This window comes from Nonomuraea roseoviolacea subsp. carminata (assembly GCF_024172185.1).
Lineage (GTDB): Bacteria > Actinomycetota > Actinomycetes > Streptosporangiales > Streptosporangiaceae > Nonomuraea > Nonomuraea roseoviolacea.
This window is the reverse complement of the sequence record NZ_JAMZEC010000001.1, coordinates 9,140,510-9,157,353: the sequence shown is the minus strand read 5'-3', so window position 1 is coordinate 9,157,353 and position 16,844 is coordinate 9,140,510. Positions and strand designations below refer to the sequence as shown.

The 16,844-nt window shown below is 72.7% G+C and carries 14 protein-coding genes; 11 read left to right on the top strand and 3 right to left on the bottom strand.

From position 1 onward, the window contains the following. Nucleotides 1-8: 8 nt before the first annotated feature. A complete protein-coding gene (locus tag HD595_RS42685; RefSeq protein WP_253779786.1) occupies nucleotides 9-1,598 on the bottom strand; it encodes an ABC transporter substrate-binding protein in 1,590 nt (529 codons plus the stop codon). 107 nt (nucleotides 1,599-1,705) lie between these two features. On the opposite strand from HD595_RS42685, the gene HD595_RS42680 reads away from it, so the two are divergent. The 3 genes from HD595_RS42680 (at nucleotide 1,706) to HD595_RS42670 (ending at nucleotide 4,902) form a co-directional block, all read left to right on the top strand. Beyond that, a complete protein-coding gene (locus HD595_RS42680) occupies nucleotides 1,706-2,347 on the top strand; it encodes an Lrp/AsnC family transcriptional regulator (protein WP_301309747.1) in 642 nt (213 codons plus the stop codon). A gap of 558 nt (nucleotides 2,348-2,905) precedes the next feature. Then, nucleotides 2,906-3,673 carry a bestrophin-like domain gene (locus HD595_RS42675; RefSeq protein ID WP_253779782.1) on the top strand — a complete coding sequence of 256 codons (768 nt, stop codon included), beginning with the start codon at nucleotides 2,906-2,908 and terminating at the stop codon, nucleotides 3,671-3,673. Next, the gene (locus HD595_RS42670) at nucleotides 3,670-4,902 is read left to right on the top strand and encodes a hypothetical protein (protein WP_253779780.1); all 1,233 of its coding nucleotides are present in this window, start codon (nucleotides 3,670-3,672) and stop codon (nucleotides 4,900-4,902) included. The genes HD595_RS42675 and HD595_RS42670 overlap by 4 nt, the downstream gene beginning before the upstream one ends. A 271-nt stretch (nucleotides 4,903-5,173) precedes the next feature. Here the strand turns inward: HD595_RS42670 and HD595_RS42665 are convergent, their stop codons facing one another. Beyond that, nucleotides 5,174-5,935, bottom strand: a complete 762-nt coding sequence (locus HD595_RS42665) for a protein phosphatase 2C domain-containing protein (protein ID WP_253779778.1) — start codon at nucleotides 5,933-5,935, stop codon at nucleotides 5,174-5,176. Nucleotides 5,936-6,113: 178 nt separating this feature from the next. On the opposite strand from HD595_RS42665, the gene HD595_RS42660 reads away from it, so the two are divergent. After that, the gene (locus tag HD595_RS42660; RefSeq protein ID WP_253779776.1) at nucleotides 6,114-7,646 is read left to right on the top strand and encodes an FGGY-family carbohydrate kinase; all 1,533 of its coding nucleotides are present in this window, start codon (nucleotides 6,114-6,116) and stop codon (nucleotides 7,644-7,646) included. An 86-nt stretch (nucleotides 7,647-7,732) separates the two neighbouring features. On the opposite strand, the gene HD595_RS42655 is transcribed toward HD595_RS42660, so the two are convergent. Further along, entirely contained in the window at nucleotides 7,733-8,923 is a 1,191-nt protein-coding gene (locus HD595_RS42655) for an ROK family transcriptional regulator (RefSeq protein ID WP_253779773.1), read from the bottom strand. Between the two features lie 122 nt (nucleotides 8,924-9,045). Here HD595_RS42655 and HD595_RS42650 point away from each other — a divergent pair, with 122 nt between their 5' ends. The 7 genes from HD595_RS42650 to HD595_RS42620 all read left to right on the top strand — a co-directional run bounded on the left by HD595_RS42650 (nucleotide 9,046) and on the right by HD595_RS42620 (nucleotide 16,820). Next, nucleotides 9,046-10,260, top strand: coding sequence for a sugar ABC transporter substrate-binding protein (locus HD595_RS42650; protein ID WP_253779770.1), 1,215 nt, complete (start codon nucleotides 9,046-9,048; stop codon nucleotides 10,258-10,260). A 1-nt stretch (nucleotide 10,261) separates the two neighbouring features. Beyond that, a complete protein-coding gene (locus HD595_RS42645; protein WP_253779767.1) occupies nucleotides 10,262-11,227 on the top strand; it encodes a carbohydrate ABC transporter permease in 966 nt (321 codons plus the stop codon). Next, the gene (locus tag HD595_RS42640; RefSeq protein WP_253779765.1) at nucleotides 11,224-12,057 is read left to right on the top strand and encodes a carbohydrate ABC transporter permease; all 834 of its coding nucleotides are present in this window, start codon (nucleotides 11,224-11,226) and stop codon (nucleotides 12,055-12,057) included. Before HD595_RS42645 ends, HD595_RS42640 begins: the two co-directional genes overlap by 4 nt. 18 nt (nucleotides 12,058-12,075) lie before the next feature. Further along, on the top strand, nucleotides 12,076-14,013 hold the full coding sequence (locus HD595_RS42635) for a beta-galactosidase (protein ID WP_253779763.1): 1,938 nt from the start codon (nucleotides 12,076-12,078) through the stop codon (nucleotides 14,011-14,013). A 54-nt stretch (nucleotides 14,014-14,067) separates the two neighbouring features. Continuing rightward, the gene (locus HD595_RS42630) at nucleotides 14,068-15,126 is read left to right on the top strand and encodes an FAD-dependent oxidoreductase (protein WP_253779761.1); all 1,059 of its coding nucleotides are present in this window, start codon (nucleotides 14,068-14,070) and stop codon (nucleotides 15,124-15,126) included. A gap of 202 nt (nucleotides 15,127-15,328) precedes the next feature. Continuing rightward, on the top strand, nucleotides 15,329-15,697 hold the full coding sequence (locus HD595_RS42625; protein WP_253779759.1) for a hypothetical protein: 369 nt from the start codon (nucleotides 15,329-15,331) through the stop codon (nucleotides 15,695-15,697). A gap of 91 nt (nucleotides 15,698-15,788) precedes the next feature. Next, on the top strand, nucleotides 15,789-16,820 hold the full coding sequence (locus HD595_RS42620) for a coiled-coil domain-containing protein (RefSeq protein ID WP_253779758.1): 1,032 nt from the start codon (nucleotides 15,789-15,791) through the stop codon (nucleotides 16,818-16,820). Nucleotides 16,821-16,844: the final 24 nt, after the last annotated feature.

Genomic DNA, 16,844 nt, shown 5'->3' with positions numbered 1-16,844 from the left:
CACGAGCCTCACTTGCCGGCCAGGTCGGCGACGTCCACCGTCCACACCGGGTGGTACTCCAGGCCGGTGACGGACGTGGCGGTCACGATGTTCTGGCTCGGCTGGATCAGCGGCACGAACGGGCTGGAGGCGTTGAGCTGCTTCTGCAGGTCGGCGTACGCCTGCTTGCGCGCGTCCTCGCCGACCGCCGCCGCGGCCTTGTCACCGGCGGCCGAGGCCGCCTTGTCCGCGCCGTCCTTCCAGCCGGCCCGCAGGCCGACCGTCTTGCCGGGCAGGAACGCGAGGTAGTCGCTCGGGTCGGGGTAGTCCGGGCCCCAGTACCACAGGCCCATCTCCTCCTTGCCGTTGCGGTAGTTGTCCAGGGCCGTGGTGACCGGCGCCGGCTGGAGGTCCACGGTGATGCCGACCTCCTTGAGGTTGGCCTGGATCCGCTCGGCCAGCGGCTGGAACGACAGGCCGTTCACGGTCAGCTCGCTCGGGTACTCCAGCTTGACCGTCGGGTTGGACAGGCCGCTGGCCGCCAGCGCCGCCTTGGCGCCCGCCACGTCCCGCTTGGTCGCCTGGTCGGCGCCGAGCGCGCCGAGCAGCTGCGACGGGATCACGCCCGGCGTCTGGGTCGCGCCCTCGCCGGCCAGCTCCAGCAGGCCCGCGTAGTCGACGCCCTTGCGCACGGCCTCGACGAACTTGGCGTTCGGCGTGGTCTTGCTGATGCCGGAGTCCTGGTTGGCGAACAGGAAGATGACGTTGGCCGAGGCCGTCTTCTTGACCGAGAGGCTGGCCGGCATGCCGGTGACCTGGTCGCCCGACAGGTTCAGGGCCACCTGGCTGTCGCCGCGCTGCACGTTGAGCTTCTGCGTGGCGGCCTCGACGTTGCGGATGACGACCTTGTCGTAGAACGGCTTGGTCCCGTAGTACTTGTCGTTCTTCTTGAGCACCACCTGGCTGCTCACGTTGAACGACTCGATCTGGTACGGGCCCGAGCCGGCGGAGGAGGAGTTCAGGTACTGCTCGGCCTTGTCCTGGGAGTCGGCGGTGGCGCCGTGCGACTTGGCGAGCTTGCTGTTGAGGATGCCGAGCGCGGGGTTCGGCAGGATGTACGGCAGAGCCGGGTTGGCCTGCTTCGAGGTCAGCGTGATGGTCGAGTCGTCGGTCTTGGCCACCTCGACGCCGTCCAGCAGGAACGACGGGGTGCCCTTCATGTCGCGCACGCGGGTCAGCGAGAACACCACGTCGTCGGCCGTGACGGGCGAGCCGTCGGCGAACGTGGCGCCCTTCTTCAGCTTGAGCGTGAGGACCTTGCCGTCCTCGGACAGCTCGTAGGACTCGGCCAGCGCGGGGACCGGCTTGGTCACGTCGGAGCCCTCGAAGGTGAGCAGCGTCTCGTACGCGGCCTTGCCGATGATCAGCCCGGTCGGCTCGTAGGTGCGCCCGGGGTCGGCGGTCTTGAGGTCGAACGAGGTGTCGATGACCAGCGTCCTGCCGCCGCCCTGGGCGGTGGAGCCGCCGCCGTTGCTCTTCCCGGAGCCGCCGCTGCCGCAGGCGGCGAGAGCGAGTGCACCGGCGAGCAGTACGGCCGCCGTCTGCGAGCGGGTCGCCATAAGGTCCTCCAGTTGGACGATCAGTCGAAAGGTGTCCAGGATTGTCCGGCAGAACGTCCAGGACCCGTGTGGTCTCCGAGACGTATATAAATAGTCAAGGGGTAACTATGAGTGATATTTCCAGGAATGGTGGCGGCCCTGGCGGCCCGCCTGGACGGATCGGCATCGGTCTCGAGCTGGACTCCGTCCATATGAAGATCCTCGAGGTCCTGCGCGAGAACGGCAGGATCTCCGTGTCGGCGCTGGCCGAGCGGGTGGGCATCTCCCGCGCCAACGCCTACACCCGCTTCGAGGCGCTGCGCGCGGACGGCGTCATCAAACGGTTCACCGCCGAGATCGACCACGTCCGCACCGGCCTGGGCATCACCGCCCTGATCTTCGTCACCGTGCGGCAGCAGATGTGGCGGCAGTTCCGGGCCGAGCTGGCCCGCATGCCGGAGGTCGAGTACTGCGCGATCACCACCGGGCAGCACGACGCCATGATCCAGGTGCGGGTGGCCGACGTGGCCGAGGTCCACACCATGGTGACGGACCGGCTGGCCAACATCCCGGCCGTCAAGGCCACCGAGACGGTGTTCATCCTGGACGAGGTGCTCAGGCGGCCGTACGTGCTGCCGAGCGACCGCGACGCCAGGAGCAACCGGCCCGCCCGCCGGACGCCGCAGGAGGCGCAGGGGGACGTGCCCCTGGGCAAGATGCGCTTCGTCGGCGCGGCGGAGGGCCGGGCGGCCCTCCGCAAGGACGACTGACCCGCAGATCAGATGGCGGACGGCACCTCGGTGCACACGCTCACGTTGAAGGTGTAGTAAAAATAGAAATGGTAATAATAGTAATAGATGAAGTGATGAAGAAAGAGTTAATAAAAGTTTACGGATGAGAAGCGTTTAGAGTGGGGTGGAGGGAAGGAAGGGGGGAAAGAAAAAGAAGTAAAGAGGGAGAGAGTAGTTGGTGAAAAAGGAGAAATAGAGATAAGTATATAGAAAGACGCCAACAAGTGACGGGGTTAGGACACCTCGAAGTATCCTGGGCGCCCACACACAGCCCCCAAACAACATCAAAACACGTCTAACCATCAGAAAAAGGTTAGGTTAAAGTGGCTACCTAGGGAATTGAAAATATGTACAGATGAGATAAGAAAAAATAGGAAGTGATGAAGTATTTATCCCCACGCGCGCATGATACCTGCTATTCTCATCGCTCTAGCGACAACGATCTGTAGAAGGATACGGTTATCACGGCTTCATCTTTGAACGCGGATTGTGATAGTCAAGTGACGTTCCGTATCCGGCAGGCGACAGGAGATCGTTATGGTGGCGTACGCGCTCGCGATCGCGGCGGCGGTGGGTGTGGTGGCGCTCACCGCGCTCGTGTACAGGATGACGGGCCGCGGCGAGGACGACCGCCAGCCCGACGGTCCTTCGGCGGGCCACGCCGGCGCGATGCTGTCGGCGCTGTTCCTGCTGGTCTTCGCGATCGCCGTCATCGTGCCGTGGACCACCGCCGACGCCGCCCGGCAGAACGCCCAGGCCGAGAGCCAGGCCGCCGTCGACGCCTACTGGGCCGCCGCCGCCCTGCCCGGCACCGCTCCCGGCCTCGTCCGCGCCGGGCTGCGCGACTACGTCACGTTCGTGGTCGGCGACGAGTGGCCCGCCATGGAGCAGGGCCGCATGCACCCGGTCGGCACCGAGCGGCTCGACGCCCTGCGCGCCCGGGTCGCCGCCATCGCGACGGACGACGACGCCGCCAAGGACGCCAAGGACGCCGTCCTCGACCACGTGGCCGCCGTGTCGGCCGCCCGCTCCCAGCGCGCCGCCGACGCCGCCTCCACGCCGCCGCCCGGCCTGCTCCTCCTGACGATCCTGACCGGGATCGTGGTCATCGTCTTCCCGTTCCTGGCCGGGGCCCGGCCGCGCGGCATGGCGCTCGCGCCGCTCGTGGCGATGGCCGCCCTGCTGGGCTTCGGCACGTACCTGACGTGGGACATCTCGCACGTGTTCGCCGGACCGCTGGCGGTGGGGCCGGACGCGTTCAAGGCGGCGCTGCAGGAGTTCGCCCGCATCGGCGGAGGCGTGTGACCGTGGGCGCCCGGCGCACGCCGCTCTTCCTGGCCGGCACGCTGCTGGCCTTGTACGTGGGCGTCCCGGCCGCGGCCGCCCCCTTCGCCGCGGAGACCGCCGGGTCCGCGCCCGCGGCCTCCGGCACGGCCGGGTCCGCGGGCACGCGCATCGTCGCGGGCGGCGCCGTCCCAGCCGGTCGCGCGGGCGGCCCGCTCGGGGGCGCTCGGGTCGGTGTCGTTCCGGCGAGTGCCATGACGGTCGGGGGAGGCGCTCCGACGGGCGGCATCGAGCCGCCGAAGGGCTCGTTCGCGGCGGCTGCCGCCGTGGGCCCGCTGGCGGCGCCGCTGTTCACCCGTGCCGCGATGCGCGACGACGACGGCCGTCGGCGCGGCCTCGGCGAGGTGAGCGTGCCGGCGAACGGCGACGGCTTGGACGGCGACGGCCGGGACGGCCGGGGCGGGGACGGCCGGGACGGGGACGGCCGGGACGGTGCGGGGGTGACGGGCGACAGACGGGGCAGCGGCGACACGGCCGGGTCGAGGGCCTTGGTCGACGTCCGCACCTCGGTCGGGGGCGCGCACCGCGAGCGGGACCCCGGCGACGACGGTGACGAGGCCGGCGCCCGGCGTGGGCGCAGCGGCGGGGAGCCGCTCCTCGACATCGCCGGGGTCCGCGTGGGCGCCGCCCCTCAGGACGACGACCGGGACGACGACCGGAGAGGCGCCCGGAGAGGCGGCGGCCTGGCCGTGTGCGCCGACCTGCCGGTGGCCCTGGTGCACATCGGCTCCTGCGGACCGCCTCCCGGGCCGGTCTGCGTGGACGTGCCGCCCGTGGTGAGCGTCGAGATCGGCTCCTGCGGCCGCAGCCGTGCCGCACCCGCCCCGACGGTCACCCCGTCGCCCACCGCCACACCCTCATCGACCCCGACCCGCGCCCCCACCCCCCGGGTGACGCCGACGCGACGTCCGACGCCCACGCGGAGTCCCGCCCCGGTGCCCAGTTCGACGCCGGTCCGCACACCGGCACGGCACACCGTCCGCGCCGCCGCGCCGGAGCCGTCCGCGACCACCTCGCCGAAGGCGGAGCCGACACCGGAGCCCACGCCCGCCCGCGTGGCGGCCCATCCGCCCCGCAAGCTCGCCGCCCCGGCCCACAGGCGCCACAGCCCGCTGGGGTCGGTGCTCGTCATGGTGGTGGTGACGACCCTGATCGCCTCCACGACAGCCGTCGCCTTCTCCACCCGCTGATCCCACCGGCCTCGGGATCGGGACGGCGGGGCCGGTGCGGCCCCGCCGGTAGTTCACGGTGGCGCCGACACGGAGGTTGACACGTCCAGCACGGCACCGCCTCGTCGCGAGAAGATCCGCCGGGGCCGGACGGCGAGCGCGCGGGGGATGCTGACGCGCTGCCCGCAGCCGCTGAAGAACTGCTGCGGATGACGGCGGTGAGCACGACGGCGGGAGAGAGCTCACCGGCATCAGCCCGTGCGTGGCGCCCCTCCGGGGGCTGGGGTGATCGTCAGATGGCGGGGATGGGCAGGACCCAGGCGGCGGTGGCGTCGTCGTGGAGCTTGGCCGGCCGCGGCGGTCCGTAGGTGAGCTCCGCCTCGCGGACGTCGGCGAGCAGGCTCACCGGGCCGCGTTCGGTCAGGGTGTCGAGCACCTGCTCCCACGAGCGGCCGTACCACTCGACCAGCCTCGTCACGCCGTCCGTGAACATGCCGACCCCCGTCACGTCGGCCACCGGCACGGAGCCGGTCAGGGCCTCGGCGGCGGCGTGCGGCGCGGTGGAGGCCACCCAGAACCCGTCCGGCTGGTTGCGCAGGGAACGGATCAGTTCGAGGCCGTAGGGGTGGCCGCCCGGCAGGTGATCGAGGCGGTCGTCCGCGACGACCGTGACGGTGCCGTCCGGGTGCCGGATGGCGATGGGGGAGTCGCACAGCACGAGGTAGTCGAGCTGGTCGCCGGTGCGCCGTACGATGGCGACGGTGGCCGAGGGCGAGTCGGGGTTGACGAGGTCGCAGCCGTCGCCGTGCGCGCGCATGGTCGCGTGGATGGCCTCACCGAGGACCCGGGTCAGCGGCCACGGCTCCTCGATGCGCGCGGCGACGGCCATGGCGAGGGTGCGGACCAGCCAGCGCACGTCGTGGACGCACCCGGAGTCGACGCCTCGCGGCGCCGTCGCTCCGTCGAGAACCGCGATCCAGGCCGGCCCGGTGACGAGGTAGTCCTCGTTGGCGCCGCCGGGCGCGCCGGTCGTGGCGTGGTTGACGTGCAGCACTGGTCTCCGCTCCTGTCACTCGTACGACGTCTGTGGTCATGGTCGCGTACAGCCTGACATGGAGCCCGGTCGCGCGCCTCCGTCAGGATCGAGGGCATGTCGCCACCCGAGCGCCTCGGGAGGGCGGTCGTGGTGCGAGCGCGGTACCCATGCGGCGCTGTCGCGTAGGCTCCCGCCCATGCGCACGCTGGCCGGGGTGGACGTCGGGACGACGCACGTCAAAGTGGGCTTCCACGACGAGAACGGCCGGTGCCCGGCCGAGTTCCGCCGGCCGACCCCGCGCGAGTTGCCCGCCCTGGTCGCGGCTGTCCGCGAAGGGCTGGCGGCGTGCGCGGCCAGGACCGGGCGCCGGCCCGACGCGATCGGCGTCACCGGCATGGCCGAGACCGGCGTGCCGCTCGACGCGGAGGGCCGCCCGCTGACCCCGTTCCTGTGGTGGACCGACCCCCGGGGCGCCGACGAGGCCGCCGGCCTGGCCCGTGACGCGGTGCGGCTGTTCGAGGTCACCGGGCACCGCGCCACCGCCAAGACGCCGCTGGCCAAGTGGCTGTGGCTGCGCCGCCACGAGCCCGCCGTCCTGGACCGGATGCGCTGGTGGGCGGGCGCGCCCGACGCCGTGGCCCACGCCCTCACGGGCACGCTGCGCACCCACGAGACGCTGGCCGCCCGCACGCTCGCCTACGATGTGGGCCGGCACGCGTACGACCCGGACCTGCTCGCGCTCGCCGGGCTCACACCCGAGGTGCTGCCGCCGGTGGCGGGGGCGGTGGAGCCGGTCGGCGGGGCGGTGCCCGGACTCGACGGCGTGACCCCCGGCACGCCCGTGGTGATCGCCGGCCACGACCACATGGTGGGATGCTGGGCCGCCGGCGTCCGCCGCCCCGGGGACGCCGGCGACTCGCTGGGCACGGCGGAGGCCGTCATGGTGCCGGCCGCGGCGCCGCCGGACCCCCGGACCGGCCTGGCCCTCGGCGTCACGGCCGACCCGTCCCTCGACGGGCGGCACGTCGTGCTCGTCGGCGGCCTGTCCAGCAGCGGCGCGCTGCTCGACTGGCTGCTCGATCTCCTCACCCCCGTCCTCGACTCCGCCTCCCTGCGCGACCCCGCACTCCCCCCAGGTCCCGGTTCCAGCTCCACCCCCGGCTCGGGCTCGGCGTCCCGCTCCGGCTCTGCGGCGGGGGACAGGTATGCCGTGCTGCCTCGCCTGCTGGACGGGGTGCGGCTGCCCACGGGTATCGTCGCCGAGCCGTACCTGCGCGGACGTGCCGCCCCGGCGCCCGATCCGGGAAGGCGGTTGACGCTGGCGGGGCTGGACGCCGCTCATGGCGCGGGCGACCTGCTGGCCGCCGCCGTCGAGGGCACCTGCCTGCACACGCGCTGGACGCTCGCCGAGCTCACCGCCGTGGCGGGGGTGGCGGCGGAGCGGCTGGTCGTGTTCGGCGGGCAGGTCAGGATCCCGCTGTGGATGCTGGTCAAGGCGGCGGTGTCCGTGCCGCCCGTGGAGGTGGTGCGGGCGGGCGACGCGGTGTGCGCGGGGGCCGCGCTGGTCGCCGGGCAGGCCGGCGGGTCCCTCGACGACGTGCCGGTCCTGCCTCGCGAGGCCGAGCCGCGCGACCCGGCCCTCGCCGCCGCCTACGACACCGTGTACGAACGCTTCCTCGCTGCGGCGAGGACGGCGGGCCCGCCAGGTCTCGCCGAAGCCACCGGGTAGTGCATGACGCCCGAGGCGGCGGACGGCAGCACGGTCACCCCTGGCCCGCGGGACGGCCCGTACGACCAAGGCCGCCCCCAGCCTGGTCAGGCGGTCGCCTGCGCCCCCGCCGGCTGCGCCCCCCGCAAGAACTCCTCCACGACCAGCGTCGCCGCGCCCATCGCCACTGCGTCCGCCCCGAGCGCGCCCAGCACGATCGGCACCGGTGGGAAGGACGTCGCCATCGTGTTGGCCGCCGTGGCGGCCCGGATGGGTTCCAGCAGGCTTTCGCCCAGCATGAGCCCCGCCCACCCGCCGATGACGATGCGCTCCGGGTCGAACAGGTGCACCAGGTTCGACAGGCCCAGCCCGATCAGCGACGCCGTGTCGGCGAGGACGGGCGAGCCGGTCTCCAGCAGCCGGGCCAGCGCCGGACGCTGGTCGGCGGAGTCGGCCGTGATCCCGGCGCGGTCGAGGATGCCCTCGGCCCCCACGTACGCCTCGAAGCAGCCGCGACCGCCGCACCGGCACGGCCGCCCGCCGGCGGCGATCTTGAGGTGGCCGAGCTCGCCGGCGGCCCTGGCCGACCCTCGGTAGATCGCGCCGTCGGCGACGATCGTGCAGCCCACGCCCGAGCCGATGAAGACGATGACGGCGTCGCTCACGCCCCGGCACGAGCCGAACCACAGCTCCGCCTGGCCCATGGTCTTGGCCCCGTTGTCCACGAACAGCGGCAGCGACGTGCCCGCGCGCACGAGCGCGCCGAAGGGCACCGCGTGCCAGCCGAACGTCGTCGCGTGCACGAGCGCGTCGGGCCCGGCCTCCACGACCCCGGGCACGCCGACCCCCACCCCGAGCACCCGCTCGGCGGGCACCCCGCTGTCGGCCAGGACCGTGTCGATGCCCTCCAGGAGGTGCCGGACGACCAGTTCGGGGTCGTGCCGGGCGGAGTGGAGGGCGTAGGAGGCGCCGGACCGCTCGGTCATGCCGAGGTCGAACAGCTCCACCCTGACCTGCGTCTCGCCCACGTCCACGCCGATCGCGTAGCCGTGGTCGGGGTTGACCCGCAGCAGCACGCGGGGCCGGCCGCCGTCGGAGTCGACCTGCCCGGCCTCGATGACGACGTCCTCGTCGAGCAGGTCGGCCGTCAGCGTGCTGACGGTCCCGGCGCTCAGGCCGGTGGCGGCGCACAGGTCGTGGCGGCTGGCGGGGCCGCCGAAGTACAGCGCCCTCAGCAGCATCGCCCGGTGGCCGCGCCGGAGGTCGCGTACTGTCCTGCGCTCGGTCCTGCTCATCATCACTCCTGTGGTGGGGCTCGCACGCCGGTGGATGCGCGTCATCGCAGTGTTCCGTACGGTTGCTGACTTTTTTCAAGGCTTAGATTATGGTCTGGGTCACCCCCCGGTGACGAGGAGATGAGATGAGCCGAACGATCGCGGGAGTCACGGTCACGGCGGCACTGCTCGCGGGTCTCACCGCGTGCGGAGGCGGCGGCATGGACGCCGCCGAGGGCAGGACGCTCACCTACTGGACGTACCAGGACCGCACCCCCCAGGCCGGCCAGGTCATCGAGAAGATCCGCAAGGACTTCGAGAAGACCAACCCCGGCGTTTCCGTCAAGATCGTCAAAATCCCGAAGGACGACTACAACACCAAGCTCGGCAGCGCGGTCGCCGCGAAGACCGCCCCCGACGCCGGCGTGCTCGACCAGCCGCTCGTGTCCAAGTACGCGCTCGACGGCACGATCAAGGAGGTGCCCGCCGGGCTGTTCCCCGACGGCACCTACTTCAAGGGCGCGCTCGACACCAACCTCGGCTCCGACGGCAAGTACTACGGCCTGCCCGTCGACCAGATCGGCGTGGCCCTGTTCTACAACAAGAAACTCGTGCCCTCCCCGCCCAGGACGTGGGACGAGCTCAAGCAGGTCGCCGCCCAGGTCCACCAGGCGCATCCCGACGTCGCCGGCATGGTCGTGCCCAAGGGCGACGGGTACGGCGCCTGGATGTTCCCCGGCGTGGTGGCCGGCGCGGGCGGCGAGATGGCCGACGTGCCCGGCAAGAAGATCCTGTTCGACCAGCCGCCCGCCGTGGAGGCCCTGCAACTGTGGGCCGACCTCCTCCCGTCCTCGCCCCGCAAGATCACCGACTCGGACAAGCCCTTCGAAAACGGCCTGGCGGCCATGCAGATCTCCGGGCCGTGGGACGTGCCGACGATCCGGGAGCAGTTCCCCGACCTCGACTTCAGCGTCGCGCCCCTGCCGTACAAGACCGCGCCGGCGGGCAACATCGGCGGCGAGAACTCCGTCGTCTTCTCGACCACCAAGAACGCCGACCTGGCCTGGAAGTGGCTGCTGTTCCTCGGGAACGCGGCCAACAACGGCGCCGTCGCCGACGCCGCGGGCGGCTTCCCGGTCAACACCAGGGCCACCCCCGTGGGCACGGGCCCGGAGAACGAGGCGTTCCTCGCCCAGCTCAAGGTCGCGCACGCCCGCCCCGCCATGCCGCAGTGGATCCAGATCAACGACGAGATCATCGCACCGGCCATCGAGAGCGCGCTCAGCGGCAAGGCCACCCCGCGGCAGGCGCTGACCGACGCCGCGGCGAAGACGCGCGCCCTGCTCGGCTGGAACGGCTGACATGGCCGCTCCGGCACTCGCCGACACCCCCACCGCGGCGCCCGGCCCCCGGCGGCGACCCCGCCGGCCGGACGCCCGGCGGCGGGACCACCTCGTCGGATGGCTCCTCGTCGCCCCCGCGGTGGCGTACTTCCTGGTCTTCCTGCTCTATCCCGCCCTGTCGGCCCTGTACTACAGCTTCACGGACTGGGACCTGCGCACCCCCGCCCGCTGGGTCGGCCTGGCCAACTACGCCGACCTGCTGTTCGACGACGTCAAGTACCCGCACTTCTGGAAATCGGTGCGGGTCACCCTCCAGTACACGCTGATCGCCGTCCCGCTGACGCTGGTCACCGCGCTCGTGCAGGCGCTGCTGGTCAACGCCGTGCGCAGGGGGTCGAACGCGTTCCGGCTGCTGCTGTTCCTGCCCGTCGTCACCGCCGAGGCCGCGGTCGGCGCGATCTGGCGCTGGCTCTACGACCCCAGGTACGGGCTGGTCAACAGCGTCCTGGAACTGTTCGGCATCCCCGGGCAGAACTGGCTGAACACCCCCGAGCTGGTCGTCCCGGCGCTCGCGTTCGTGTCGGCCTGGCAGTGCGGCATCTCGATGATCATCTATCTGGCGGGCCTGAAGGGCATCCCCACGGCGATCATCGAGGCGGCCACGATCGACGGGGCCGGGCCGCTCCAGCGCCTGCGCCGCGTCGTCATGCCCATGCTCCGGCCCACGACGTTCTACCTGGCGGTCACCGGGGTGATCGCGGCGCTGCAGGTGTTCGGCCTGGTCTACGTGATCTTCTCCGGGGCCGGACGCAGCGTCACCGGCGGTCCCGAGCAGGCGGGCCTCACCTACGTGCTGCACCTGTACCTGTTCGCCTTCCGCTACGACGCCATGGGGGCGGCCTGCGCGATGTCGTTCGTCCTGCTCGTCCTCATCGTCATCGTCACCGCGCTGCAGTTCCGGTTCGTCAGGCAGGAGGCCGCGTGAGGAGGGCGTCCATCTACCTCGCCCTGGTGCTGCTGGTCGCGGTGTCCGTGGTGCCGTTCCTGTGGATGGTGGCCACCTCGCTCAAGCACGGCCAGGACATCTACACCAAGGTCCCCAGCCTGCTGCCGCTCGACCGCAGGACCGGCGCGTGGGCGGCCACCCTGGAGAACTACGCGTACGTGCTGCAGGTCGGCGGGCTCGGCCGGGCCTTCCTCAACAGCGCGTGGGTCTGCCTCGTCCTGGTGCCGGCCAAGCTGCTCGTGGACGCGCTGGCCGCCTACGCCTTCGCCCGCATCCGCTTCCCCGGCCGCGACACGCTGTTCGTCGTCCTGCTCGGCGGCATGATGGTGCCGGCCGTCACGCTGCTCATCCCGCGGCTGCACGTCACCCAGGCGCTCGGCATGTTCGACTCGGGATGGGGCCTGATCCTGCCCAACGTCGCCTCGGTCCTCGACATCTTCCTGCTGCGGCAGTTCTTCCTGTCGATCCCCGCCGAGCTGGAGGAGGCGGCGCTCATCGACGGCGCCGGCCGGATGCAGATCTTCTGGCGCGTCGTCCTGCCGCTGTCCACGCCCGTGCTGTCGGTCGTCACCATCACGAGCTTCCTGTTCCACTGGAACGACCTCGTCTGGCCGCTCGTCGTGCTGAACGACCCCGACCTGTACACGTTGCCGCTGGCGTTGCAGCAGCTCGTCGCCAGCCCGGACGGCGGGCGCGCCTACTACGTCATGGCGGGCGCCACGCTCGCCGTGCTCCCGGTCATCGGCGTCCTGCTGGTCTTCCAGCGGCGCATCCTGCAAGGCATCGCCTTCACGGGCCTCAAGTCCTGACCCCCAAGGAGCGTGAGTGTGACCATCGAGGTCCACGACGGAGTCATCCACGTCGACGGCGAGCCACGGGTGCTCGTCAGCGCCGACTACCCCTACTACCGCGACGACCCGGCGCGCTGGCCCGACCGGCTCAGGGCGCTGCGCGACGACCTGGGCATCGAGGTGATCACCTGCTACATCCCGTGGCGGCACCACCAGCCCGAGGCCGACACGCCGCCCGACTTCACCGGCCACACCCACGCCTCCCGGAACGTGGCCGGCTTCCTCGACCTGTGCCACCGGCTGGGCCTCAAGGTCGTCGCCAAGCCCGGACCGTTCGTCCACGCCGAGCTCACCTACGGCGGGTTGCCCGACTGGGTGTGCCCCGAGGAGGACCCGGCGATCGAGCCGGTGCTCGACGCGTCCGGCGCGCCGGCGCGGTGGGCCGACGGCTCGGGGCGCGGCCCCGGCCGGCCGCTGCCCGCCCCGCTGGCCGAGCCGTTCGCCACGCTGACGGGGGAGTGGCTGTCGGCGGTCGGCGCGAAGGTGCTCGACGCCGCCGCCCACCCGAACGGCCCGGTCATCCTCACGCAGATCGCCAACGAGGGCGTCTACACCGACGGCGCCCGCCCGCTGACCGCCTACGACTACAGCCCCTCCGCCCTGGCCCTGCACCGCGAGCGGACCGGCCGGAGCGAGCCGCCCCGCACCGGCGGGGAGGACGCCGCCGCCCTGGCCGGATGGGGACGCTTCCACGCCGCCTACCTCGCCGAGGTGTACCGCCGCTGGGCGCAGGCGGTGAACGGCCGGGTCCCCGTGGTCGTCAACCTCAACCCGCCGACCGTGGAGGCGCTGGACGACTGGCTGGCCCGCGTGTGCCCGCCCCTCTGGGGCGGCATCGCGTACGGGTTCACCAACTGGATGGGCGTCGTCTCGGCCGACCCCGACGCCTGGTTCCGCTACGTCGTCGCGGCCAAGCTCGCCCCCGGCCCCAACATGGAGGAGAACTGGGGCTTCTCCCAGCTCTACGACCGGGCCTACCAGGACGCGGCCACCAGCTTCCACCAGTCGCTGCTCGCGCTGGCGGCCGGGGCGACCGGGTTCAACGTCTACACGGGCGTGTCCACCTCCGGCTGGGCGGCCTCGCTCGACGCGGCCACCCCCTCGCCGTACCCGGACTGCGCGCCCATCGCCGCCGACGGCTCGGTGACGGAGAAGGCGCCCGCCGTGGCGGCCCTGGCCGCGTTCCTGGCCCGCCACGGGGCCGAGTTCCTCGCCTGCGTCCCGGTGACCGGCGGCAGCTTCGGCCTCTACCGGCCGTACGCGGCCCTCGCCGCCTGGGGGCAGGGGGACGTGGTGTGCGGCCGTTCCCTGCGGGCCTTCCACGACCGGATGCGGGCCGCGGGCCACGACTACCGGATCGTCGACCTGGAGAGCGGGGACCTCGCCGGCCACCCAAGGCTGACCATCCCGGGTGGCCCGTTCCTGCACCGCCACGTGCAGCGCGCGCTGGCCGGCCACATCGCCGCGGGCGCCGTGGTCGAGGTGCACGGCGCCGTCCCCGTCCTGGACGAGGACCTGAACCCGTGCACGGTCCTCGCCACCGCCCTGCGCCCCGGACCGCCCCCCGAGCCGGGGCCGCCGCGGGCCCGCGTGGTGGCGGGGGAGGCGGACGTGTTCCTGCGGACGCACCCCGAGCGGGACGTCGCGTACCTCACGGTCCTCGTCAGGGACGGCAACCAGGGCCCGGTCCTGATCGACCTCGACGGCCGCGAACTGGAGGTCGTCGCGGCGCGCGGCGGCGCCGCGGTGATCAGGCTGGAGGGCGGCGAGCTCGACGACGCCCTCGTCAAGGGCGTCAACCGCTACCTCGGCTCGGAGGTGGCGGCGGGCGTCCGGCTCGGCGGGCGCGCGCACACCGCGACCGCCCCGGCGGACCTCTACCGCGTCGGCGGCGCGCTCCGCCGGATCTCCTAGGGGCTCCGCCAGGGGGCGGGAAGAGGCGTCGCGGGCGCGTGGTTGGAAGGGGACGTGGAGAAGATCGACGTCGTGGTCATCGGCGCCGGGCAGGCGGGCCTGTCCAGCGCGTACTTCCTGCGCCGCTTCGGCCTGGACCCCCTGGTCCTCGACGCCGCCGACGGGCCCGGCGGGGCGTGGCGGCACCGGTCGCCGACCCTCACCATGGACAAGGTCCACGGCGTGTTCGACCTGCCGGGCAGCAGGCGCGACCGGGAGGCCGACGGTGAGCGCCCGGCCGCCGCCGTGGTGCCCGCCTACTACGCCGACTACGAGCGCGACCTCGGCCTGGAGGTGCTCCGCCCGGTCGAGGTGTCCGCCGTCACGCGCGGCCCCGGCGAGCGGCTGACCGTCACCTCCGGCGCGGGGGAGTGGGCGGCGCGCGCCGTGGTCAACGCCACGGGCACCTGGACCCGTCCCCACTGGCCGTACTACCCGGGCGCCCGCGACTTCCGCGGCCGGCAGCTCCACTACGCCGCCTACCGCGGGCCCGGGGAGTTCCGCGGCCGGCGGGTCGTCGTGGTGGGCGGCGGCAACTCCGCCGCGCACGTCCTGTCGGAGCTGGCCGGGGTCGCCGCGGCCACGCTGTGGGTGACCCGCCGCCCGCCGGTCTTCCGCGCGGACGACTTCGGCGAGAGCGCCCGCCGCGACGCGGTCGCCCTGGTCGAGCAGCGGGTACGCGCCGGGCTGCCGCCGCAGAGCGTCGTCGCCGTGACCGGCCTCGGCTACACCACGGTCGTCCGCGAGGCGATGGAGAAGGGCGCCCTGGAACGGCTGCCGATGTTCGCCCGGCTCACCCCCGGCGGCGTCATGTGGGCCGACGGCAGCGAGGCCGCGGCCGACGCCGTCGTCTGGGCCACCGGGTTCCGCTCGGCGCTGAGTCACCTCGCGCCGCTCCGCCTGCGCGAACCGGGCGGTGGGATCGCGGTGGACGGCACCCGGGTCCTGGCCGAGCCCCGGCTGCAGCTCGTCGGCTACGGCCCGTCGGCCAGCACCATCGGCGCCAACCGCGCGGGCCGCACCGCCGCCCGGAACGTGCGCGACCTCCTCGCCACCGCCGCCGAAGCCGCCTGAGGATCGCCGGCGACCGTCCGAGGCCGTCCCGGCTCGCTGGTCCGGATCGTCGTCCGGCATGCCGATCCCGCATGGATCGCGACTCCGGCGGGTCCGCGTCTCGACACGCGGCGTCACCGCGTTGTAACGTCCGGCAGAAGGATCTTTATCCAGTTAAAGATCCGTTTTTCGCATTTATCCGGCCAGGAGGTGCGCCGCCATCGTGACGGAGCCAACCGACGCACGCGACGACGCCCTCGCCACCGCCCCGCCCGACCTCCCGCCCGACCTTCCGCGCGATCTCCCGCGCGATCTCCCGTCCGACCTTCCGTGCGATCTCTCGCGCGATCTTCCGTCCGACCTCTCGCCCGATCTCCCGCGCGGCCCGGCGGCGCGGCGGCGTGACCCGTTCCAGCCCGCGCTGAGCCCCCTCGCCCGGCGGGCGGTCGCGGGCGGGCTGCTCCTCGCCACCGCCGCCGCGATGGCGGCGGCCCTCGCCATCTGGAACGGCCGGCCCTCCACCGGAACCGGCGCCCTCGCCCCCGCCACCTCGCCCGCCACGAACATCCTGATTCCCGGCGAAGCGGCGTGATCCCCTACTATCTACCCTCGGTAAGAGGGCGTTCGCCGGATCGTCACGACATCCCCCCGGCGCCGCCCTGCGGCACGGCCGAAGGAGAAGCGTGGCGGTTGCGTCCCCCGCCGACCGGCGGCGCGGCCCGCTCAGACCTTTCCGCCTCTCCCTGGCCCTGGCCCTCGGCCTGACGGCCCCCCTGGGCGGGACCGTGATCGCGGGCACCCGGCCCGGGCCCGCGGCGGCGGCGCCGAAACCCACGGTCAAACAGCTCAAGAAGGAGCTCGCCGCGCTCCAGAAGGAGTCGGACCGGCTCATCACCGACTACTACAACGGCCGCATCGCCCGCGAGAAGGCGGAGAAGGCCGAGAAGGCCGCCAAGGAACGGCTCGCCGCCGCCCAGGAGGTCCTCGACCGGGAGTCGACCGAGCTGCGCGCGATGGCCGTCGCCCAGTACATCGGCGCCGTGCCCGTCGGCCAGGTGGTGCTCTCCGGCGCCGAGGACCCGAACACGCTGCTGAACAGGCTCGCCCTCGCCCAACACCTCGCCGACCGGCAGCACGCGCGGCTGAGCGGGTTCGCCCAGGTCAGGGACGAGCACGCGCGCGCCGAGGCCGAGGCCACCGCCCGCGCCGCCGAGCTGGCGGACCAGGTGGCCGACCTCGCCGACCGCAAGGGCAAGGCGGTCAAGCAGATCGAGAGGATCAAGGACAAGATCGACCAGCTCTACCAGGCGCCCGGCGTGCGGCGCTCGGACGGCACCTGGGTGCCCCAGCTCCCCGAGGGCGCCGACCACATCACGCCGCGGATGCGCCTGGTCAAGACGCTCGTCAAGGAACGGTTCGACGTGCCGTTCGGCATCGGCTGCTACCGCACCATCCAGGACGGCGGCGAACACCCCCTCGGCCGGGCGTGCGACTTCATGCTGAGCCGCGGCGGCTCCATGCCCTCGGCCGCCGAGGTGGCGCGCGGCAACGAGATCGCCGCCTGGGCCATCAAGAACTCCAAGCGCCTCGGCATCATGTACATCATCTACCGGCAGCGCATCTGGCACGCGCGTACCGGGACGTGGCGGACGATGTCCGACCGCGGCGGCACCACCGCCAACCACTACGACCACCCGCACATCTCGGTCTACTAGCGCCGATCACGGAGCCGGGGGCCG